This window comes from Bacteroidota bacterium, from assembly GCA_020402865.1.
Lineage (GTDB): Bacteria > Bacteroidota > Bacteroidia > Palsa-965 > Palsa-965.
Map to the genome: position 1 here is coordinate 1 of JADBYT010000006.1, position 22,565 is coordinate 22,565.

Genomic DNA, 22,565 nt, shown 5'->3' on the forward strand with positions numbered 1-22,565 from the left:
GTTAAGCTGCTCAGAACGGATCTGACGGCCGTTGAGGTCGTAGATATTGAGCATGGCCACACCGGCATTTTCAACCACATTGAAGTTGATTACCGTTTGCTGGTTGAACGGATTGGGTACGTTCTGCTGCAGGTTACCCAGAGCAGGATTTACCGGAAGCTGATCCTGGAATGAACCCATGGGTACGGCATTGGTGCTGGCTTTGGTGAGTGCTGCCACCTGTGCTTCGAGGGTTTCGATGCGCTGCTGCTGGGTTTTGATGGTTTCCTGCTGTGCAGTGATGTTGTTTTGCTGCACTTTGATACCTTCCACCAGCAGCGGTGTGAGCGCGTTGTAGTTTACGGCATAAATTCCGTCGGTGCCCTGCACTACCGCTTCAGGAACAACCTGCTGCAGCTCCTGAGCAATGAAACCAATTTGCTGTGCACCCTGTTCGCCTTCTTTGGCTGTGGGGCTGTTGAAGGTGTAGCTGGTGCCACGCATTTTCATAATCCGTTCCATCGGGTTTTCAATGCTTTTCACATTGGTTTTGAGGTTCTGGTCAGAAAATGCCCAGAAACCTTCGGCACGCACACCACCGTTTACGTCGAGGAAGAAGTTGATGTTATTGCCGGCAGCAGGAGCCACGTTGGTTATACCGGCCGCAACAGGCGTGCTGGTATTAATACCCACACGGCCGTTGGCCAGAATGGTCATTACTTCGCGGCTGTTGCCGGCAACGCAGGGCCCGGGCTGGTTGTTGCGGAAATTAAATGTAAAACGCGACTCGGTACCCGTGGTGGCATTTACATTACCCGCATAGCTTAGATCCTGCCAGCTCAGTGCGGCATTTGAAGCATCTACCTGCACATTCACACCGGCCAACCCATTCTGGCTGCGGAAACCAATTACGCCGGTAGTCGGACAAACTGAACTTTCGAGCTCACCAATGGAAGCAAAAGACGCGGTGGCAGGTGATGTAAAGGCACCGTTGGTGAGAACCGAAATAGCGCGGATGCTGGCGCCGGGCAAAGCGGTGGGAGTGGCATCCACTACAAACGCTGCCGTACCCGGATCGGTATTAAAACCTACATAGCCACGCCAGTCGGCCACCATAATATCTTTCTGGAAGGTGGGCGTAGTGGTATTGGTATAGTCGGTAAGAATGCTGCGCAGATAAAATTTCTGGCGCGGCCTTACCTGTGTGGGTATGCTGGCATCATAGCCAAAACCCAGCACCAGATCTTTTGCGCCACTCGTATTATCAATGAGATTGAGATAAGCAGCCGATGCATTGCGGGTCATGGCCAAACCATACACGTTGTTAATCGGGAATGCGGCAGTGCCGGCTATTCCGAGGCCAATCCAATCGTTAAAGGCAAGAAAACTGCCAAACGTACCCGCTTCCACCTGCGAAATCTGGCCGTTGCGCACCTGAAGACGGGAGTTGGGTGTGGTGGTATTCAGTCCGAAAAATCCCTGATTGGGACCTGCTAAACCCACCAGCGTCATACGGGTTACGTTATTACTTTCGAACAATACATTCTGAGCATTGTTTGAACCCATGGCGGTTGCGGCAAAAAGGTTATTACCCCCCAGTGCCCACTGTGCTTCTGCCTGCTGCGAAAAAGCAAACATGGCCACTACCGAAGCAAAAAATGCCGTGTGGCGTACTTTGTTGTAGTTAATTTGTTTCATAATCCTGATTATTATGTGAAACATGAGGCGGCTCCTGAACCAACAGAAGCTGTTACACCCTACTGCATAACATCCCGTATTTGTTTAATGTTTTCTATTTAATTTGCAATAAATGCAAATTGCATAATTTTCATAGTACCGTAAAATACAGTATTTATCCCTATTTTAAAGCCAATGAAGATCTGTTAATATTTAAATACTTATAAAATAAAAATCTCCGCCGGAAAGCTTACCGGCGGAGATTTTGCTACCTGATTGCATTACTCGGTTACAATCATACGTTTGCTGTCGGCGGCTTTACCATCCACAATAAGTGCATAAATGTACATGCCGGGCGCCAGTTCGTTGGCGTTGATTACAAGCTGACCTGCACCACGCTGATTAAGCTGCTCAGCGCGGATCTGACGGCCGTTGAGGTCGTAGATGGTAAGCATGGCCACACCGGCATTTTGAGCTACCGTGTAGTTAATTACAGTTTGCTGATTGAACGGATTGGGTACGTTCTGCTGCAGGTTGCCCAGAGCAGGATTAACCGGAAGCGGTTCCTGAAAGCCTCCGGTGGGTGCAGTATTACCCTGCTGCGCGGCTAATTGTTTTTCGAGTTCGGCCACACGGTTGGTGAGGGTAACAATGGTATTTTGCTGCTCCTTGATGCCTTCAACCAGCAGCGGAGTGATGGAGTTGTAGTTTACAGCATACACGCCGTTGTTGCCTTGTACTACTGCTTCGGGAACCACCTGTTCAAGCTCTTGTGCAATGAAGCCAAGCTGTAATGTACCTTGTTGCCCTTCGGTATTGGAAGGTGCATTGAAAATATAGCTGGTACCTCGCATTTTCATAATGCGCTCAATGGGGCTTTCGATAGTTTGAACGTTTGTTTTGAAACGCTGATCCGAAAATGCAAAATAACCTTCGGCAAGTACACCACCAATTACTTCAAGATAGAAATTGGCACTACCTCCTACCGGAGGCACATTATAAATTCCGCTTGTATTAGGAATCCCCGGAGCTGTGTTAATACCAACCCGTCCATTAGCAAGAATAGTCATTACTTCGCGACTGTTTGCCGGGTTACACGGTCCGGGCTGGTTGTTGCGGAAATTAAAGTTCATTCGTACTTCATTGCCGGTAGTTGCACTTACATTACCCGAATAGTTTAAATCCTGCCACACTAATTCTGCTGTGCTGTTATTTACCTGAAGGTTTACACCGGACAGTCCATTTTGCCCTCTCATACCTACAACAAAATTAGTAGCGCATGAACTACTCACTAATTCACCTATTGACGCAAAAGAAGCAGTAGCGGGGGAGGTAAAACTTCCACTGGTTAATACAGAAATACCGCGAACCAATCCGGCAACTGCGGGCAGTACAGCAGGAGTTGCATCTACCGCAAAAGCAACTGCGCCCGGGTCATTTCCTACACCCACATAGCCATTCGGATTAATCACCATAATATCACGGTTTACCGGGGCTGATGTACCATTGGTGCGAATGCTTCTAATCCGTAAACGTTCTGAACTAAGCGTGGTTCCTTCATTACCAAAACCAATAATCATGTCTTTCACACTGCCGTTGTCCACCAGATTATAATATCCGGCAAATCCACCGCGCGACATTGCAAGACCATATACAGAAGTAATAGGAAATGCCGTTGTTCCGGCTACACCCATCCCAATCCATTCGTTACCGGCAGTAAACAACCCAAAACTACCCGTTTGCAACTGCGAAATCTGCCCGCCAAACACCTGCAGCCGCGAACTGGGCGCTGTAGTGCCCAAGCCCGTAAAACCATTGTCGAGAATAGTCATTAGCGCATTACTAGGGATACCGCTGTTAATTACAAATCGACCACCGGTTGCGAATGTGTTCAGGATATTGGCGGTACTGCTCACCCGCAGTTCACCAGCGGCATCAACCAATACTCTCGATCCTGCGGTAGTGGTTAAACTTGTTCCGAAAGCGGTACTTGTAACCCTTGAATTATCCAGCACCTCCAGCCGTGTGGCAGGGTTGCCAATTCCGATCCCGAAAAAGCCCTGATTTACACCGGTGGCTCCCACCAGCGTCATACGCGTTACGTTGTTGGTTTCGAAAAGCACATTTACGTTGTTGTTCGAACCCATAGCCTGAGGCGTCATAAGCGTATTGCCCCCAAGTTGCCATTGCGCCTGAGCCTGCTGCGAAAACGCAAACATTGCCACCACCGATGCAAAAAATGCGGTACGGCGTACTTTATTGTAATTTATTTGTTTCATAATCCTGATTATTATGTAAAACATCAGGCTGCTTCCGAACCGACGAAAGCTACTTAACCCACACGCATAACAACAGCATCATTCATCTTGTTGATTTAAGACTTTGCGAAAACTGCAAAACGCTACACAAATAAACCTTTCAAAATAATCAACACAACCAATCGCAACAAGCACTTGAAAGACTGTTGATAAAACAATTGATGTATATACACTATTGAAAAACAACGACCCGGCTTTATTCAAAGCCGGGCCTGTATTTAACCAAAACAAAAGGAAATTATCGCGGTGTCTGCACGTCTTCTGATGACTTGTCGTTGTTACCGGTACTTTCGGGTTTCTTGTTTAAATCGGCCGATGAATCCACCGCTTTGTGAATGAACGGGGTGAGCGACGGAGGCGACTGATCAGGTACGTGCAGCGTATCCATTTTTTCGCTGGTTGGATTTACAAAGCCGCGCAGCGGATCAATCTGATCGCCGAAGCGGAGATTGGATACATCTGGCTGGCTTTGGTTGAGATAGGTTTTTCGCTGAACACGAACGGGCAGTGCTGCCATAATACTTTCGGGCCGCACCGAGGGCGTATTATCTGCAATAGCGGGCGGTGAAGGTGTGTTTGTGTGCGAAGGCTGGGTGTATTTAGCGGCCGGTTTAGCCACTACCTCCTGCACGGCGGTATCGCTACGCGTAAGCAGCCAGGTGGCCAGCACAATGGCTCCTGTGGCACCAATAAGTGCCAGCACCGTATTCAGGCTGAACCGGAAACGGAAGCGGTTGTTTTTGGGCAGTTGGTTCAGCGAACGGTTCATGGCGTCCCAGTCGGCTCCGTCGTACGGAGTTTCATAGTCGCCCAGCCGTTCCTGCACTGCCCGGAAAAGCGGGTCATCGTGTAGTTGTCCGTTGTTCATCGGCAGATTTTCTGCTTAAATGCGTGAGTAATTTCTTGAGTTGAAACCGGGCCTTGGCCAGATTGGACTTTGAAGTCCCTTCGCTGATATTGAGCTGCTCGGCGATTTCCTTGTGCGAAAAATTTTCGAGCACATAGAGGTTAAACACCGTGCGGTAGGCCGGACTGAGCTGCTGAACTGCCTGAAGAATCTGTTCTTCGGAAAGCGCGGCAATCAAATCCTCCTCTTCCACCTCATCCGTATGATCGGGCACATCGCCGTCGCGCATGTGTACGGTTGACACGATGAGGTATTCATGCTTATTTCGGCGGAGGTGATCCACTGCGGTATTTACCACAATACGTCTCACCCAGCCTTCCAGCGATCCTCTGCCAGCAAAATTGCGGATGGTGGAAAACACTTTAATCATTCCATCCTGAAGCATATCGCGCGCCTGCTCACGATCTTTGGCATAACGCAGGCATACACCCAGCATTTTACCATAAAACCGCTTGTATAATGCCTCCTGACAGGATCTGTCCTGCCTGATGCAACCCGCGATCAGTTCATTTTCAGTCATACGTGCAGCTTGGCTCCGCCGGATTCTACGTGTAAAAGACGCTAAAAGGTACAACAGGTTGCCCCGGCCAACAGATAAAAATACGATTAAAAGGGGATAGACTTGAAAAGCCGGGGAGTTCAGAGCAGCCCCAGTTCAACCAGACAGGCGCCGGCGGCTTCCTGTTCGGCCCGCTTTTTCGATTGATGCTGGCTGCGGCCGTGTACTTTGCCATCGATGGTAATTTCGATCACAAACATGCGCTGCTGCCCGGTGCCGTTTTCCTCTACCAGATTGAAGCGAAGCTCTTTTTTGTTTTTCTGGCACCACTCAATGAGTTTACTCTTAAAATCGGTGTCCGTGCTTTCGATTTCATCAATATCGAGGTGGTGACGGATAATTTTTTCGTTGATGAAGCGGGCCGTGAAGGCATAACCCCGATCGAGGTAAATGGCCCCGATGAGGGCTTCAAACACATCGCCATTTATGGAATTGCTTCGGCCGGTAAGTCCGCTTTCGGCTTCGATGAATTTATCAAGTCCGAATTTTACGGCCAGTTTGCCCAACTGCTGCCGGCTCACAATGCGCGAGCGGAGTTTGGTAAGGAAGCCTTCGTCGCGGTAGGGGAATTTTTTGAAGAGGTAATCGGCAATTACGGCACTCAGTACGGCATCGCCCAAAAACTCAAGCCGTTCATAGCTTTCTTTCTGTTCATTGCGGTCGCGGGCCTGATTGGCGGCCGAACTATGCGTGAAGGCTTTACGAAATAGCGAGAGGTTGCGGGGATAAAATCCCAGCATATTGCGGAGGGAACGGCAGAACGCCTTATCATTTCCGCTTGTGAACAGAATGATTCTCAGTGCAGTAATCACTGGCGCAATTAAGCAGAATACTTCTTAAACACAGCTGCGGCATTATGGCCGCCGAAGCCGAATGTATTGCTGATTGCCGCACGAACCACACGCTGCTGGGCTTTGCCGAACGTCAGGTTCAGACGGGCATCGATTTCCGGATCAGGGGTGGAGTGATTGATGGTGGGGGGAACGATGTCGTTTTGTACCGCCAGCACCGTGGCGATTGCTTCAATTGCTCCGGCAGCACCAAGCAGGTGGCCGGTCATTGATTTGGTGGCGCTGATGTTCATGGCATAAGCCTGCTCACCGAATACTTTCTGAATGGCCTTGAGTTCGGCTACATCGCCCAATGGAGTAGAAGTACCGTGGGTGTTGATGTAGTCGATGTCTTCGGGCTGAAGTTCAGCATCTTCGAGGGCATTGCGCATTACAAGTGCAGCGCCGAGGCCTTCGGGATGCGGTGCAGTGATGTGGTGTGCATCGGCACTCAGGCCGCCGCCAACCACTTCGCAATAAATTTTGGCACCACGTGCAAGAGCGTGGTTCAATTCTTCAAGCACCAGTGAGCCACCACCTTCACCAAGTACAAAACCATCGCGGTCTTTGTCGTAAGGACGCGAAGCCGCTGCAGGATTGTCGTTGCGGGTGCTCATTGCCTGACAGGCGTTGAAACCACCCACTCCGGCTTCATTCACGGCCGACTCAGAGCCGCCGGTTACAATTACGTTGGCCTTACCCAGGCGAATGTAATTGAACGCATCAATAAGTGCATTGGTGGAAGAAGCACAGGCCGAAACCGTGGTAAAATTGGGGCCGTGAAAGCCGTAGCGCATGGAAATATGCCCGGCGCAAATATCGGCTATCATTTTCGGAATGAAGAACGGATTGAAACGCGGCGTACCATCGCCTTTGGCAAATGCAAAACACTCGTCCTGGAATGTCTCCAGTCCGCCAATGCCCGACCCCCAGATCACACCTACACGGGTGCGGTCAATGGTTTCGGCATTCACACCGGCGTCGCGCACGGCCTGATCGGCCGCGGCGATGCCATAATGTGAAAATGCATCAAGCTTGCGCGCTTCCTTGCGGTCGAAATACTCTTCCAGATTGAAGTTCTTCACTTCGCACGCAAACTGTGTTTTGAATTTCGATGCATCAAAACGGGTAATCGGGGCTGCGCCGCTTACTCCCGCCAGCAGATTTGTCCAATACTCCTGAACATTATTGCCCAGCGGTGTTACTGCGCCAAGGCCTGTTACAACAACCCGTTTTAACTGCATACGTTTACTTCAAAAGTTGAATCCAGTAGGATTACTTGGTAGCGTGTTCCTGAATGTAGGTAACAGCGTCACCCACAGTGGCGATTTTCTCAGCCTGATCGTCAGGAATAGCAATGTTGAACTCTTTTTCAAATTCCATGATGAGCTCAACGGTATCAAGCGAGTCAGCACCAAGATCGTTGGTAAAGCTGGCAGACTCGGTTACTTCGCTGGCTTCAACACCGAGTTTGTCAACAATGATGCTTTTCACTTTTTCAGCAATATCAGACATTGTATTAGGTTTTTGGTTATAGTTTGCGTGCAAAGATAGCCGGAGGGGACGAAAAACAAAACCTTTTTTGCCTTTCGGCTGATAATCAGCCTATTACTTATAGACAAAGCAAATCTCTTCCAGACTTTTACGCTTTAAATCGGGAACAAGGCAATTTTCGGCCACGTAACCAACCGGAATAAGCAGGAAAGGCCGCTCGTTTTCGGGCCTGTTGAGCAATGTGCTTAAAAAGTTCATCGGGCTTGGCGTGTGCGTAAGTGCCGACAGCCCGGCCTGATGAATAGCCGCAAGCAAAAACCCGCAGGCCAGTCCCACCGATTCATTTACATAATAATTGTTCTTTTTACGTCCGTTTACCTCTTCATACGCCCGCCTGAACACCACAATAAGCGCGGGTGCGGTTTCCAGAAAAGGCTTCTGCCAGTCGGTCCCGAGCGGCGCCAGATCATCGAGCCAGTCTTGCGGCATACGGCCGTTATAACTTTCATATTCTTCCTTTTCTGCCGCTTCGCGTATCCGGCGTTTCAGCTCGGCATTGGTAACAAGACAAAACGACCAGGGCTGTTTATGTGCGCCCGAAGGAGCGGTGGATGCCGTAAGGATAAGTTGTTCGAGCACCCCTTCCGGAATGGGATCGGGCAAAAATTCGCGCACCGTGCGGCGGCTGTCCATATAATGATAAAAACGGGCAGCACGCTCCTGCATTTCAGCAGGCAACAACCGGGGGCGCGAATAAGGAATGTGCGGATAATCAGACATTATAAAAATAACGGCAGGGTGAATAGCATGACCTGCACATCAGGCACAAGTTCGTAATTATCGGGAGAATTGAAAAAAGGGGAATCGGCAAGGGGTTAGCCGTGAGCGGGGCATTTTTTGCAGCGCTTCTTCTCTTTCCAGGCTTTGCAGCACTTTTTTTTCTTCTTCAGCTCAATGGCAAATTGCTGCCACGAACAGCCAAAACAGGCAGGCGTAGTGTTTTCGGGAGAAATAGCCGGACGAAGCAGTTGAGGATTCACGGTGCAAAGAACGGCCAGCCTGCCGGGAGCGACAATACCCAAAAGAGGGTAAATTGATCCCGGCAGACACTGCAATGCTAACTTTGCAAGCCACCGGGTACAACACTTGCCGTGTTTACCTGTTATTTAGATACTATGCCTGATACCCGTCTTGACCTCGATCTTGAACCCGTAAGCCACTGGTTGCCTGCACGGTGGAAGAAAATACTGATTACAGGGCCTTGCGGCGCCGAAAGCGAAGCACAGGTGCTTGAAACAGCCCGTGGTATTGCCGCACACGGACAAGCCTCATTATTCAGGGCGGGTGTGTGGAAACCGCGTACACGTCCGGGCGCATTTGAAGGCATGGGCGAAGCGGCGCTGGAATGGCTGAAAATGGTAAAAGCCGAAACCGGTTTGCCCGTAACCGTTGAGGTAGCTACGGCCGCACACACTGAGCTGGCGCTCAAAGCCGGCATTGATGTGTTGTGGATTGGTGCACGCACTACGGTTAATCCGTTTTCGGTACAGGAAATTGCGGATGCGCTGGCTGGCAGCAATGTGCCTGTACTGGTAAAAAATCCGGTTAATCCTGATCTCATGCTCTGGTTTGGCGCCCTCGAACGGCTTAACCGCGCCGGCATCCGCAAACTGGGCGCTATTCACCGTGGCTTCAGCACCGGCACCAAAACACAATACCGCAATGCCCCGCTCTGGGAAATGGCCATTGCCCTTCGCAGCGCCTGCCCTGCCCTGCCCCTGATTTGCGATCCCAGCCACATCAGCGGCCGCCGCGATCTGATTGAACCGGTGTCGCAGCAGGCACTTGATCTGGACATGGACGGACTGATGATTGAAACGCACCGCGACCCAGCTACTGCGCTCAGCGATGCCGCACAGCAACTCACGCCCACACTGTTGCAGCTGCTGCTTCAGAAATTAGTGGTGCGCGACAAAGGCTGCAGTGATGCCAATTTTGGTCATCAGCTCAACTCGCTGCGCACGGTAATCGACGATATTGATGCCGAAATGGTGCAGGCGCTTGCCCGGCGTATGCAGGTGGTGGAAGAAATTGGCAGCTACAAAAAAGAGCACGGCGTTACCATACTTCAAATCGAACGCTGGCTGCATATCCTGCAAACACGCACCGCACAGGGCGAAGCACTTGGCCTTGATAAAGATATTATTGCAGAACTCTGTCAGCTGCTTCACAAAGCATCCATTCGCAGACAAACGGAAGTGATGAACAGGGGGTGATATCTGACTAATACAAACTATACACAAATAATTTTTTTATACTTAGTAATTAAACAATAAAATAGTCGTATTCATACTTAATTGAATATTATCGGAAAAACGGTAGTATTGTAGAAAATAACCTACACAACTACCCACAATGGATTTCAAAGACCAGATCAAACAGATCGGCGAACGCGCCGTAAAACTCCGCGACCAGATTCTAACCGAAGAGGCAACCAAAAACGCATTGGTCATGCCAATGTTGCAGGCATTGGGCTACGACATATTCAATCCACTAGAAGTGGTTCCCGAATTTATTTCTGATGTAGGTCTTAAAAAGGGGGAGAAGATTGACTATGCAATAATGAAAGATAATCTTCCCGTGCTGCTCGTTGAATGCAAGCACTGGTCAAAAAACCTTGACCTGCACGATGGACAATTGCTCCGCTATTTCCACGTATCAAAATCACGTTTCGGTGTGCTTACCAACGGAATCGTTTATCGTTTCTATTCCGATCTGGTTGAGACAAATAAAATGGATGAAAAACCGTTTCTTGAATTTTCGGTAATTGATATTAAAGAGAATCAACTTGAAGAACTCAAGAAATTTCACAAATCCTATTTCGATATCGAAAACATTATCAGCGCAGCAAGTGAATTGAAATATATGAATGAGCTAAGAAGCCTCATTTCCGCCGAGTTTACCAATCCCGGCGAAAATTTTGTACGTCATTTTGCGAAACAGGTTTATCCCGGTATGATTACAGCAAAAGTACTTGATCAGTTTACTACACTTACCCGAAAATCAATGCAGATCTATATTTCGGACATTATTACTGAACGCCTCAAAACAGCTCTTTCCAATGAGAATGAAACGGTAAAATCAGAAACGATATCAACTGCTGAAATACCCGAACAAAAATCAAAAATTACAACCACCGAAGAAGAACTTGAGGCCTACCTGATTGTAAAATCTGTATTGCGACTGTTGATAAGCCCTAATCGCATTCATTACCGCGATGCACAATCGTACTTTTCGATTTTGCTGGATGATAACAACAGGAAACCGGTTTGCCGATTTTATCTCGAAGGTGAAAAGAAACAGATTTCATTCCTTGATGCGCAGAAAAAGGAAACGAAATACGAACTAAAATCACTGAACGATATTTATTCGTATTCCGAACAGCTTACTTCAGCAGCAGTCATGTACGACCAGACAAAAGAAGGTAATCAGGATCCCGAAAATACAGGGAACTGATTTCAATTCCCTTTCACCACCCGCTGCACACGCACCACATTACCGGTTTGCACACGCAGCAGATACACACCCGCAGGCAGCTGCGACGCATCAATGCTTACTGTTTGCAAACCTGTGTTTAGCTGCTGCAGCGGCGTAATAAGCACTGTGCGCCCCGCCAGATCGGTAAAAGAAATTTCTACCGGCGATGCCTGTGCAACATCAAGCTGCACATTGAGCAAGCCCGTAAACGGATTGGGATAAACCGTCACACTGCCCTGCGGTGTGGCGGTTTCGTTTACCGAAGTAAGGTTACAGCCATTCATATTGCCGGGCATATTGGCATCAAGAAACGCCAGACGCAAACGGATAAACTGCTTCAGCCTGTCAATCTCTTCCTGATACGATTGTGCAGGCGGATCCACTTCGGGCGCTCCGGTGGCCTGCCCCATGTGGCCCCAGTAATCGTAATGCCGCTGCTGCGCTTCGTTTACCAAAGCAGCTACCGAATCCATATAATTGAACAAATAGGTGGTATCTAATACAGTTTCGCGAAGTTCAAACCAGCGGCAGTGGAGCTGATTGGCGAAATTGGTGTCCTGCAACAAACGCACATACCACGCCGGCGAATTCACATCGGGCGAACAGTCGTTTACCAGATAAGACCAGCCGGAGCCATCAGTCATTTGCGAATTTACACAGCCCGGAATATTCTTCCACGCCCAGTCGAAATCCCAAACCGGGCCGGCTTTCATTTTACCGATGGTGCCGTTTGCATTATCTTTTTCCTTATAATAATAACAGCTTTTCTTGTGCCCGTCCACATTGCGAGAAAGTTCATTTACAATCCAGTAATCCATAAATGAGCGCACACTGATGTATTTGCGGTAGCCCACAGCCGTATCGGCAAAAGCCGCTCCGTAGAGTGCAGTTTCGTAATCGTTTACGAATGTCTGAATGTAAGTTTGCTGCTGGGGTACAAGGTCGGCCGGATCGGGATATACATACACCATGTGTACATCCATGTTCGGGTAGCCGATGGGCGAAAAACCAAGCTGCCAGGAATTGGCATTGTCCCAGTAATCTGTTTTCAGCATGTAACCGCCTGATACATCGGGCCAGGTGGTTTCGTTCGGATCGAGACGGGCAATATCCACGCGGTTTGCATCGCGTTTAATTGTTTCGCAAAGCAGATATACGCCCTGATATTCGCCGTTGAGCACCACTTCAACCAGCCTTGCGCGCGGGGCATAGTGGCCGGTTTTGTCAAACACATCAAACGCCAGCAAATTACGCATAAACGATTTGTCGTTGTAGTTGGCCAGCAGCGCCCAGTCGTTTTCCGAGGGCATTCCCAGCAACGGTACATTGAGTGAGTTGCCATTCACATCACGCGTTTCAATGCCGTAAGGTTTTTGCGGGAGAATGGCCGAATAGTTGCCACGAATATCAATTCCGATTTTCCCGTTATAATCGTTAAACGGATCGGTAAGGTAGTTGCGCACACTGGGACCGTTGTAGATAATTCCCATATCGGCCATAATTTTCGGGCCCTGCGGGATGGGCTGGTTGTTTGTGTTGAGTACAACAATAGGCAGATTGGAAGAAGAAAAACCCAAGTTGCTGGCCGGATTGTTGCCAAACGTGAGTGACCAGCTGATTACATTGCCCACATCACCGCCATATAAATCAGTGATGCGCAGTGTCCAGTTTCCGTTGCCGTTTTGTCCGTTGTTTATACGCCCCATGAAACCCTGCGGAACATAGCTGCCGGTAAACGGAGGCGAACCCAGCGTGATGCTGGTGGAGGCAGTTTCGTTAAAACAGGTATTGGTGAAATTATCGCCCGACCCGCCCTGCTCGCGTGAAAGCGTGATGGTAGTGCTATCAGGCGCAAGCAATTCAATGAGCAGATCACCGTCGTAGGTATGCGTGAGATTGATGCACACGGTTTCAAGACCAAATGCAGCCGTGTCAATGGTAGCCGGAGAAAGGCCTGACACGTTACAGTTAAATGAATTTACGGCCAGGTCATTAATTGCGCCGCCGGTGCCGTTGTAGGTTTGGGCACGAAGCGGAACTAAACAGCCAAGACAGAGAATGAACGCGAAAAGGTGTTTCATGAGCAGCTGAAGTTGTGGAAAGGGAGCTATGTAAAGATAAGATTATGCAAATGTGAATAGTTGTTTCGCATAATTTTTCTTATTTTCACTGCTACATCTCCCACTCTTTTATAAATCATTCTCTCATGAAACGCATATTACTTGCTATTGCTGTGCTTTTTGCTGCCGTTCAGGCCAATGCACAAAAACCATTTGCGGTAAAAAATCCGGGCGATGCACGTTCGTTCAATGAACACCAGCGGCAATACAATGCCTGGAAAGACAGCACCGATCTTCGATCAGCCAAACACTGGAAGGCACACGCCCGCTGGATGGCTGATGAGCAACTGCATCTCGGTGCTAATGGTGAGCCGGTTGATCCTTCAGGTTACATTGCCGCCGCTGTTGATCATTCGGCGCAGCAGCAGGCTATGCAGAATGCGCGTTTCAGCAGCACAGGCTGGTATCCGTTCGGACCCAATGCCGTGCCGCAAAACAACACGGGCTACATGGAAAACGGCATTGGCCGTATAAACTGCATTGCCTTTCATCCTAGCGCTGCCAACACCTACTTTGTGGGCGTGGCGCAGGGCGGTGTGTGGAAAACTACCGATAACGGTAATACATGGACGCCCCTCACCGACAACCTTCCGATTACACGCATCAGCGATATTGCCATTGACCCGGTGAACCCGAACACCATGTACATTTCGGTTGGCGATTATGCCTATATCGACTTCGGCAACCTTGTGTTCGGGCGAAAGCGCCACTCGCATTACGGCATTGGCGTGTATAAAACCACCGACGGCGGACTTACCTGGCAACCTACCGGACTTACGTACCAGCTTACAGATGGCGATGCTTCACTCATACGCAAAGTACTGGTGCATCCGTCAAACACCAATACATTGCTGGCCTGCGGTGTGAGCGGCATGTTTCGCAGCACCGACGGCGGCGCAACATGGAGCACGCAGCTCGACTCGCTGTTCTGGGATCTTGTGGCCGATCCTACACAGCCCAATGTAGTGTATGCCGCCACCGGCTGGCTCAGCTTTTCAAACATCGGCAATGCTGCCATCTATAAATCAACCGACTTCGGTGTAACCTGGACCATGCTTAACACCGGTATTCCGGCCACGGGCTCGGTACAGCGTATCAAGCTCGCCGTAGCGCCATCAGACAACAACCGCATTTACGCCCTCGCTGTTGATCAGTTTCGCGGCTACTACGGTATGTACAAATCATCCAATGCCGGAAACACGTGGACGTTTTTGCCACCCACGCTGAACATTCTCGAAGCCGGCGAAGGCTCCGGGCAGGGCGGACAAGGCACATACGATCTTGCGTTGCTTGTGCATCCTACCAATGCCAACACGGTGTACACAGGCGGTATCAATCTGTGGGGTTCGGTTGATGGTGCCGTTTCGTTTAACCCGATCAGCCACTGGACACTTTACTACGGCCCCACATTGCACGGCGATATTCATTTCCTCGAACGGCAACCCCTTACGGGAAATATTTTCTGCTGCAACGACGGTGGCATTTACCGCACCACAAATGTGCAGATCAGCACATGGAATGATGCCAACAATGGGGTGCCCTGGCCCACGCAATGGACAAACATCAGCAACGGCATGCAGGTTACTTCGTTTTACCGCCTCTCTGCACCAAGAAACGGACTCGTTAACGTGGTGGCCGGCGCGCAGGATAATGCCACTTTTTATTACGATGGTTCGGCATGGTCAACCGTTTATGGCGGCGATGGAATGGACAACCTGATGCACCCCACTTCGGCATCCACGTTTTTTGCCTCGTCGCAATACGGCTATTTTGACCTGACTTACGACGGACAAAATTTTGTGGGCATTCCGCTTACGCAGGGCGGCAATGGCGAATGGGTTACACCTATTACACAAAACGGGGCAGGAACCGTATATATCGGCTTCCGCGATGTAATGATGAGTACTGATTTCGGTAATTCGTGGACTCAAATCTCTAGCTTCCCGCAGCAGTTTTATACGCCCGAAATTTCGGCCATTGCAGCATCCAACAGCAATTCACAAACCGTAATTGCATCTACACGTGTACGCTACGAGTACAGTCTTCCGTCGGCGTTTTATATCACTACCAACAACGGTAACACATGGACCACAATTACCGGGCTACCCGATTCGCTTTATTGCACGGGACTTGAGTTTGACGAAAACAACAGCAGTATTGTGTATGCCTGCTTTGCCGGTTTCAGCGCCGGAAACAAAGTGTTTAAAAGCACAAACGGTGGCGCAAGCTGGACCAACATCAGCTACAACCTGCCTAATATTCCGGTAAACTGCATCAAATATATTCCTGCCAGCGGAGGCAAAATGATAATCGCCACTGATATTGGTGTTTATACCTTACAGCCCAATGCCACACAATGGCAAAACGAAAGCACCGGCCTGCCCAACGTAATTGCCAGCGATATTGATATTGATCCCAGCACCAACACCATTTACCTGAGCACATTCGGCCGTGGTATCTGGGCTGCGCCGCTCAGCGGATTTACATCCGTAACCACGGTTAGCATGGCTGCGCCCGAACTTTATCCCTCACTCAACAATGGTTTGTTTACCATTCAGCTTCCTGAATCGCTCGCCGGACAGGCGCTCACGCTTGATGTAATTGATGTGATGGGTCGAACAGTGAACACACAGCCGCTAACCGGCAGCAGCCGCCACGAGCTGAATCTTCTGCTTGCGCCCGGCCAGTATGTTGCCCGTATTTCGGGGAACAATTATGTGGGCGTGAAACAGTTTGTAGTACAGTAAACGTTACTACACAAAAAATGCCGGTCAGTACGTGCTGTCCGGCATTTATTATTTCAATGATTTTACATGCTATTCAGACTTCAGCACCTGCTGCGTCCAGATATTATTTCCGGCTGAAATGCGCAGGAAATACACGCCCCCGCTCATTCCGTCAGGCACGGTAAACTGATACATACTACCCGAAGAAACCGGAGCAAGCTGTGTGGCATATACCGTTTGTCCCAATGTATTGATGAGTTGGATTTGCACCGGCGCCGAAGGCGTGAGGCCCAATGTAAAGCCGAGCGACTGTGTAAACGGATTGGGGAATACATTGCCCGATAATGAAGTATAATCGGGCAAACCGGTGAGGTTACAATTTGGATTACCCGGCAAATTACCATCGAGCCATACGCCACGCTGCTGAATCCAGAGTTTAAGTTCGGCAATTTCCCCGGCATAATCGGCCGGAATAGGCGAAGGATTAGGCCATACATAAGTGCCAAGTATAGGCCATACCTGAAAATTGCGCTGCTGGCTTTCGTTCAGGTAAAGCGCCATCGAATCGCAGTAATTATATAGTCGTTGCTGACTGAGAATTGTTTGGCGGAGCTCCTGCCAGCGGCATTGCACTTTGTTTGCAAAAGCAGTATCCTGTACCAGACGCGCCCACCACGTAGGCACATCTTCACCGCCAGGACAAAGCACCGTAGTATTGTAAGCCCACCCGTTTATCTGATCGCCGCCACAATAGTCGGCGTTATGCCAGCTCAGGTCATAATCCCACACCGGGCCGATTACCAGCTTGCCTCCGTCTGAATCTTTTCGTTTATACAGAAACGTAGATAGCCGATAACCATCTACATTCTTGCTGAATTCATTGATGATGAAATAATCTACAAATGAATTCACATCAATATACTTTGCATAACCCGTGAGCGGATCGGCAAAGTTTGCACCGTCAAGCGCTGTTTCAAAACTATCCACGTAGCTTTGAATATAGGCTTGCTGCTGAGGCACAATATCATCGCCATTCGGATATACATACTGAATAAACACCGAGCCGCCCGTCGATCCCGGATAGCTGCTGGTCCAACCGGGCGAGTTTTGTCTGTCCACTTTAATGATATACCCACCGGTGAGTTCATCACCAGCGATATCAGTTACCTGAAGTTTGGCAATATCCACTCTGTCGTTGTCGCGTTTTACTTTTTCTATAAACAGGTAATTACCCATGTACTCGCCATTGAGCACAAGTTCCACGTGCTGCGTACGGGGTGCGTACCAGCCCATATCGCGTGCAAGCTGGTAGGAAAGTGCATTGTTCAGCAATGATTTATCGGCATAATTTGCCGCAAGAATCCAATCACTTTCTTTGGGCATACCAAACATCGACGAATCAATATCATTACCGTTTACATCCCAAAGTTCGATGCCGTATGATTTTTTGGGCATACCCTGCGAACTTGCCCCGCGCAATTCAATGCCAATTTTTCCATTGTAATGATTAAAAGGATCGGTGATGTAGTTACGCGCGGCTCCGTTCCAGATCACTCCCATATCGGCCATAATTTTAGGCTCATCTGAAATCGACAGGCTGTTTGTATTGATTACGATAATGGGTAAGTTGGAGGAAACAAATGGAATATAGGCGGCGGGATTGTTTCCGAACGTGATGCTCCAGCTTATGAGCGTGCCGTTATCAGCCGGATAGGTATCGGTAATGCGGAGCATCCAGGTACCGTTTCCGTTCTGGCCGTTGTTTACGCGGCCCATCTGCCCCATTGGTTTAAACGTGCCGGTAAAGGGCGCAGTGCCCTGCGTAATGGTTTGCGTGGTATTCTGATTGAAACAGGTGTTTGTGTAATTATCGTCTGAGCCGCCCTGACCTGCCACCAGCATGCCCGAAGTACCATCGGGCGCAACAATGTAAATTTCAAGGTCGGCATTCCAGGTATGCGTGAGGTCGATACACACGGTTTCGAGACCGAATGTGGAGGTATCAATTGTTGACGGTGAAAGCCCGCTCACGGTGAGCGGATAATCGGTGGTGGCGTAATCGTTTATGGTTTGATTAGGGCTGGCGGTAAAGGTTTGAGCCTTAACAAGGCTCGCCAGAATAATCAACAGCAGTGCAGCAATACATTTTGGTCTCATTGCGGCGTCTTGATTAGCAGTTGTGTATGAAGCGAGGTGTGTTCACCGTTTATACGGATGAAATAATTGCCTGGTGCAAGTGTGGCAAGATTAAGCGTAACTGAATTGGCACCGGCAAAAGCCTGAAGCGAAACCGGCTGTACTACTTCGCGGCCGGCAATATCGCATACGGTTATTTGCACACGGTCGGCAGCAGGCAGTGTGAATGTAGCCGTGGAAAAACCATTGGCCGGATTGGGATACAACAGCAGTGAGCCGGCGGATGATGAGCTGTTTACCGAAAGTGGATTGCAGCCCGCAACAGTACCCGGCAAATTATTATCCAGCCACAGCATGCGTTCATTGGTCCACCATTTCAGCGTATCCACTTCCTCCTGATAATTCTGGCCAATGTAATAGTTGGGCCACACGTACGAACCCATAATCGGCCACACGGTAAAATTCCAGCCCTGCGATTCATTCATATAAGCAGCCGTAGAATCAATCCAGTTGTTGAGATATGCCTGACTGAGCACTGTGCCGCGAAGTTCTTCCCAGCGGCAGCGCACCTGCTGCATAAAGATGGAATCCTGTGTCATACGTTCAAACCAGAACGGATTGAGCCAGTAATCGCCGCCGCATACATAGTTGAAGTTATATTGCCAGCCGGTGTAATCCTGTCCATTACAAAAATCCACGTTCCCATACGTAAGGTCGTAATCCCAGATGGGTGCCATTACCAGCTTCCCGCCTTTACTGTCGCGGTCTTTATAGATGTAGAAACTCTTGCGGTACGCATCAATACTTTTCGAAAGTTCCTGCACGATAAACGCATCCACGCATGAATTTATATCTGCGTATTTGCGATAACCCGTTTGCATATTCATAAATCCGGGGCCTATCAGCGCGGTTTCAAAACTATCCACATACGCGCGGATATAGGCTTCCTGCTGGGGTACAATGTCGGCGCCATCGGGATAATAGTAATTGATGTAAATAGAATCGCCGGCGGGCCAGGGCATGTAGTTTGAATTCCAGCCCGGATCGCTGCTGCCCGAATTTTTATCGAGTTTGAGAATGTATCCGCCGGTAAGCTGGTCGCCGCTGATGTCGGTAGGCTGCAGTTTTGAAATGTCTATCCGGTCGCCATCACGTTTCACTTTTTCCATGAGGATGTAAACGCCCAGGTACTCGCCGTTGATGATGAGTTCAACCGGTTTGCAGCGCGGCGCATACCAGCCCATCTGGTTAAAAATGTGAAACGTGAGCATACCGCGCATGAGCGTTTTATCAGTGTACTGCGCGCTTAGCACAAAATCTGCTTCTTTCGGAAAGCCGCAGAGTGCGCTGTCGATATCGTTTCCGTTTACATCGCGCAGCTCAATATCGTACGACTTTTTCGGGAAACCGCCCGAACTGGCTCCGCGTGTTTCAATGCCCACTTTTCCGTTGTAGTGGTTAAACGGATTATTCAGGTAATTGCGGTTACCATCGCCGTTCCAGATTACGCCCATATCAGCCATAATCTTTGGTTCGTCGGGGATGGCCTGTGAATTGGTGTTGATGACAAAAATGGGCAGGTTTGATTCGGTGATTGAAAAGAAGTTGGCGGGATTATTTCCGAATGTCATGCTCCAGCTGATGAGCGTGCCGTTGTCGGCCGGATACGTATCGGTGATGCGGAGTGTCCAGGTGCCATTTCCGTTCTGGCCATTGTTTACGCGGCCCATCTGCCCCATTGGTTTAAATGTGCCGGTAAATGGCGCCGTGCCTTGTGTAATGGATTGCACCGTGTACACATTGAAACAGGTGTTTGTGTAGTTGTCGTCTGATCCGCCCTGTCCCGCAACCAGCATGGCAGTAGTGCCATCGGGCGCAATGAGAAAAATGTCGAGATCGGCATTCCACGTATGCGTGAGGTCGATACATACGGTTTCAAGGCCGAACGTAAGTGTATCAATGGTTGCGGGCGAAAGTCCGCTCACGGTGAGCGGGTAATCGGTGGTGGCGAAATCGTTAATGGTTTGATTGAGTGTGACTGAAAACGTTTGAGCCCGTGTGCTGCCCGCCAGCGTGAGCAACGCCAGCAATGCAATCAGTTTTAGTTTCATTGCGGAGTATTGATTAGTAATGGTGTGTGAAGCGAGGTGTGTGTGCCGTTTATGCGGATGAAATAATTACCGGGTGCAAGTGCGGCGAGATTAAGCGTAACGGAATTGGATCCTTCAAAAGCCTGTAATACCTGCGGCTGCATTACTTCACGGCCGGCAATATCACACACGGTTATTTGCACACGATCAGCAGCAGGCAGGGTGAATGTGGCTGTGGAAAAGCCATTGGCCGGATTCGGATACACCAGCATCGAAGCCGCGGATGATGTGTTGTGTACTGAAAGCGGATTGCAGCCGGCGAGTGTACCGGGCATGTTGGCATCCATCCAGTTACGGCGTGCGGTAATCCACTGCTTGAGTTCATCCACTTCGCCCTGATAGGTTGCGGGCTGCGGCGAAGGATTGGGCCACACATATGTGCCAAGTATAGGCCATTGCTGGAAATTGCGCTGCTGCCCTTCATTGAGCCACGCGGCGGTAGTATCGCACCAGTTGTGCAGGTAGGTTTCGCTGAGTGTGGTGGTTTTGAGTTCTTCCCAGCGGCAGCGCACTTTGTCGCGAAACGCCGGATCCTGCATGAGCCGCGTCCACCAGAAAGGCACCTGCCAGTAATCGCCGCTGCACACCTGCCCGAACTGATAAGCCCAGCCTGTAGTATCGCTGCCGCTGCAATAGTCGGCATTGCCCCAGGCAATATCATAATCCCATGCCGGGCCGATAAACAATTTGTTCCCTGCCGTTATTTTCTCTTTGTAGAGATATGTACTCAGCCGGTAGCCATCCACATTGCGGCTTATTTCATTGAGCAGAAAATAATCCACAAACGAATTCACATCAATATACTTTGCATAACCCGTAAGCGGATCGGCAAAACTGGCGCCGTTCAGCGCAGTTTCAAAACTATCCACATACGCCTGAATGTAGGCTTCCTGCTGCGGCACAATTACATCATCGGCCGGATATTCGTACTGAAAGAAAATGGTTTGCCCGTTGGGCGCCACATCAGGCGCATAGTTTGATGTCCAGCCGCCGCCACCGTTACCGGTGCCTTTATCCACTTTAATAATATATCCCCCTGTAAGCTCCGGCCCCGAAATATCGGTTACCTGCAAATTGGCAATATCCACCCGGTTATTATCGCGTTTTATTTTTTCCATCATCACATACACACCCTGATATTGCCCGTCAATTACAAGTTCCACATATACCGTGCGTGGCGCATACCAGCCCATTTGCCCCGCCAGATGATAGGAAAGTACATTGTTCATGAGTGATTTATCCGAATAACTGGCACTCAGAATCCAGTCGCTTTCCTTGGGCATTCCCAATATCGACGAATCAATTTCGTTTCCGTTTACATCCCACAATTCAAGTCCGAAACCTTTTTTGGGAAACATCTGCGAACTTGATCCGCGCACTTCAATTCCTGCTTTCCCGTTGTAATGGTTAAGCGGATCAGTCATGTAATTGCGGGCATTGTTTGCATTCCAGATAATCCCCATATCCACCATTATTTTCGGATCGTCGGGAATGGTCTGGTTTCCGGTATTGATAATTACGATAGGTAAATTGGAGGAAGTGAAATTGAGATTGGCAGCGGGTGTGCTGCTGAATGTGACACTCCAGCTGATGAGGGTTCCGGTATTGTTCCCCGTGTTGTTGTCGTCGTAAATGCGAAGGCGCCAGTTGCCGTTGCCGTTTTGTCCGTTGTTGAGCATGGGCATATTGCCCTCCGGTTTAAACGAACCGGTAAAGGGTGCTGTGCCGTTGATGATAAGATTCTGCACATCCCAACGGAAGCAGGTGTTGGTGTAATCATCATCCAGATCACCATTATCGGTGGTGAGTTCTACGATTGTGCCATCGGGCGATTCGACGTAAATATCGAGGTCGCGGTCTTTCGTATGTGTGAGATCAATACATACCTGTTCGAGACCGAAGCTGCTGTTGATGACAGCCGGTGTGAGACCTGATACGGGGATAATGAAGTAAGTGGTATCCAGGTTGTCGGAAATGGCTCCACCGGTTCCTGTGAACGTTTGTGCACCAAGCGATGCAACAACGGTTAAAGCGAGCGAAGTAGTAAGTAGTGTTTTGTACATAGGCGGTAACTGGAACTAAGTTAAGAAATTATTATGCGACAGATCAGAATGTTAGACGCGGGTAAAGAA

General features: G+C 49.4%; 16 protein-coding genes. 3 read left to right on the forward strand and 13 right to left on the reverse strand.

All coding sequences use genetic code 11. The features are described from left to right. The 9 genes from IM638_04225 to IM638_04265 form a co-directional block, all read right to left on the reverse strand. A partial coding sequence (locus tag IM638_04225; GenBank protein ID MCA6362218.1) for a tail fiber domain-containing protein occupies positions 1-1,677 on the reverse strand: 1,677 nt, incomplete at its 3' end. 260 nt (positions 1,678-1,937) lie between these two features. Continuing rightward, on the reverse strand, positions 1,938-3,935 hold the full coding sequence (locus IM638_04230; GenBank protein ID MCA6362219.1) for a tail fiber domain-containing protein: 1,998 nt from the start codon (positions 3,933-3,935) through the stop codon (positions 1,938-1,940). A gap of 277 nt (positions 3,936-4,212) precedes the next feature. Beyond that, positions 4,213-4,842: a hypothetical protein gene (locus IM638_04235; GenBank protein ID MCA6362220.1), complete on the reverse strand. Its 630-nt coding sequence runs from the start codon at positions 4,840-4,842 to the stop codon at positions 4,213-4,215. Then, positions 4,817-5,401 carry a sigma-70 family RNA polymerase sigma factor gene (locus IM638_04240; protein ID MCA6362221.1) on the reverse strand — a complete coding sequence of 195 codons (585 nt, stop codon included), beginning with the start codon at positions 5,399-5,401 and terminating at the stop codon, positions 4,817-4,819. The genes IM638_04235 and IM638_04240 overlap by 26 nt, the downstream gene beginning before the upstream one ends. Positions 5,402-5,520: 119 nt before the next feature. Next, positions 5,521-6,180 carry a ribonuclease III gene (gene rnc, locus IM638_04245; protein ID MCA6362222.1) on the reverse strand — a complete coding sequence of 220 codons (660 nt, stop codon included), beginning with the start codon at positions 6,178-6,180 and terminating at the stop codon, positions 5,521-5,523. 80 nt (positions 6,181-6,260) lie between these two features. Continuing rightward, positions 6,261-7,514 (reverse strand): beta-ketoacyl-ACP synthase II, encoded by a 1,254-nt coding sequence (fabF, locus tag IM638_04250; protein ID MCA6362223.1) that lies wholly within the window; start codon positions 7,512-7,514, stop codon positions 6,261-6,263. Positions 7,515-7,545: 31 nt separating this feature from the next. Beyond that, positions 7,546-7,785, reverse strand: coding sequence for an acyl carrier protein (locus tag IM638_04255; protein ID MCA6362224.1), 240 nt, complete (start codon positions 7,783-7,785; stop codon positions 7,546-7,548). A gap of 93 nt (positions 7,786-7,878) precedes the next feature. Beyond that, positions 7,879-8,544, reverse strand: a complete 666-nt coding sequence (locus IM638_04260) for a nitroreductase family protein (protein ID MCA6362225.1) — start codon at positions 8,542-8,544, stop codon at positions 7,879-7,881. Between the two features lie 95 nt (positions 8,545-8,639). Continuing rightward, complete coding sequence (locus IM638_04265) at positions 8,640-8,804, reverse strand: hypothetical protein (protein ID MCA6362226.1); 165 nt, start codon at positions 8,802-8,804, stop codon at positions 8,640-8,642. Between the two features lie 135 nt (positions 8,805-8,939). Between IM638_04265 and IM638_04270 the strand changes: the two genes are divergently transcribed. Next, complete coding sequence (locus IM638_04270) at positions 8,940-10,040, forward strand: bifunctional 3-deoxy-7-phosphoheptulonate synthase/chorismate mutase type II (protein ID MCA6362227.1); 1,101 nt, start codon at positions 8,940-8,942, stop codon at positions 10,038-10,040. A 139-nt stretch (positions 10,041-10,179) separates the two neighbouring features. Next, complete coding sequence (locus IM638_04275) at positions 10,180-11,280, forward strand: type I restriction enzyme HsdR N-terminal domain-containing protein (GenBank protein ID MCA6362228.1); 1,101 nt, start codon at positions 10,180-10,182, stop codon at positions 11,278-11,280. A 2-nt stretch (positions 11,281-11,282) separates the two neighbouring features. Here the strand turns inward: IM638_04275 and IM638_04280 are convergent, their stop codons facing one another. Further along, positions 11,283-13,382 (reverse strand): CotH kinase family protein, encoded by a 2,100-nt coding sequence (locus tag IM638_04280; protein MCA6362229.1) that lies wholly within the window; start codon positions 13,380-13,382, stop codon positions 11,283-11,285. Positions 13,383-13,507: 125 nt separating this feature from the next. On the opposite strand from IM638_04280, the gene IM638_04285 reads away from it, so the two are divergent. Further along, positions 13,508-16,168 (forward strand): T9SS type A sorting domain-containing protein, encoded by a 2,661-nt coding sequence (locus tag IM638_04285; protein ID MCA6362230.1) that lies wholly within the window; start codon positions 13,508-13,510, stop codon positions 16,166-16,168. A 69-nt stretch (positions 16,169-16,237) separates the two neighbouring features. Here the strand turns inward: IM638_04285 and IM638_04290 are convergent, their stop codons facing one another. Genes IM638_04290 through IM638_04300 form a run of 3 tightly spaced genes read right to left on the reverse strand, consistent with a single transcriptional unit; the run spans position 16,238 to position 22,496 of the window. After that, positions 16,238-18,304 (reverse strand): CotH kinase family protein, encoded by a 2,067-nt coding sequence (locus tag IM638_04290; protein MCA6362231.1) that lies wholly within the window; start codon positions 18,302-18,304, stop codon positions 16,238-16,240. After that, positions 18,301-20,394 carry a CotH kinase family protein gene (locus IM638_04295; protein MCA6362232.1) on the reverse strand — a complete coding sequence of 698 codons (2,094 nt, stop codon included), beginning with the start codon at positions 20,392-20,394 and terminating at the stop codon, positions 18,301-18,303. Before IM638_04295 ends, IM638_04290 begins: the two co-directional genes overlap by 4 nt. Continuing rightward, positions 20,391-22,496, reverse strand: a complete 2,106-nt coding sequence (locus tag IM638_04300) for a CotH kinase family protein (protein ID MCA6362233.1) — start codon at positions 22,494-22,496, stop codon at positions 20,391-20,393. Before IM638_04300 ends, IM638_04295 begins: the two co-directional genes overlap by 4 nt. Positions 22,497-22,565 lie beyond the last annotated feature (69 nt).

Coding starts and splice junctions, on each gene's coding strand:
- IM638_04230 (MCA6362219.1), bottom strand. CDS start 3,935: ATGAAACAAATAAATTACAATAAAGTACGCCGTACCGCATTTTTTGCA.
- IM638_04235 (MCA6362220.1), bottom strand. CDS start 4,842: ATGAACAACGGACAACTACACGATGACCCGCTTTTCCGGGCAGTGCAG.
- IM638_04240 (MCA6362221.1), bottom strand. CDS start 5,401: ATGACTGAAAATGAACTGATCGCGGGTTGCATCAGGCAGGACAGATCC.
- rnc (MCA6362222.1), bottom strand. CDS start 6,180: ATGCTGGGATTTTATCCCCGCAACCTCTCGCTATTTCGTAAAGCCTTC.
- fabF (MCA6362223.1), bottom strand. CDS start 7,514: ATGCAGTTAAAACGGGTTGTTGTAACAGGCCTTGGCGCAGTAACACCG.
- IM638_04255 (MCA6362224.1), bottom strand. CDS start 7,785: ATGTCTGATATTGCTGAAAAAGTGAAAAGCATCATTGTTGACAAACTC.
- IM638_04260 (MCA6362225.1), bottom strand. CDS start 8,544: ATGTCTGATTATCCGCACATTCCTTATTCGCGCCCCCGGTTGTTGCCT.
- IM638_04270 (MCA6362227.1), top strand. CDS start 8,940: ATGCCTGATACCCGTCTTGACCTCGATCTTGAACCCGTAAGCCACTGG.
- IM638_04275 (MCA6362228.1), top strand. CDS start 10,180: ATGGATTTCAAAGACCAGATCAAACAGATCGGCGAACGCGCCGTAAAA.
- IM638_04280 (MCA6362229.1), bottom strand. CDS start 13,382: ATGAAACACCTTTTCGCGTTCATTCTCTGTCTTGGCTGTTTAGTTCCG.
- IM638_04285 (MCA6362230.1), top strand. CDS start 13,508: ATGAAACGCATATTACTTGCTATTGCTGTGCTTTTTGCTGCCGTTCAG.
- IM638_04290 (MCA6362231.1), bottom strand. CDS start 18,304: ATGAGACCAAAATGTATTGCTGCACTGCTGTTGATTATTCTGGCGAGC.
- IM638_04295 (MCA6362232.1), bottom strand. CDS start 20,394: ATGAAACTAAAACTGATTGCATTGCTGGCGTTGCTCACGCTGGCGGGC.
- IM638_04300 (MCA6362233.1), bottom strand. CDS start 22,496: ATGTACAAAACACTACTTACTACTTCGCTCGCTTTAACCGTTGTTGCA.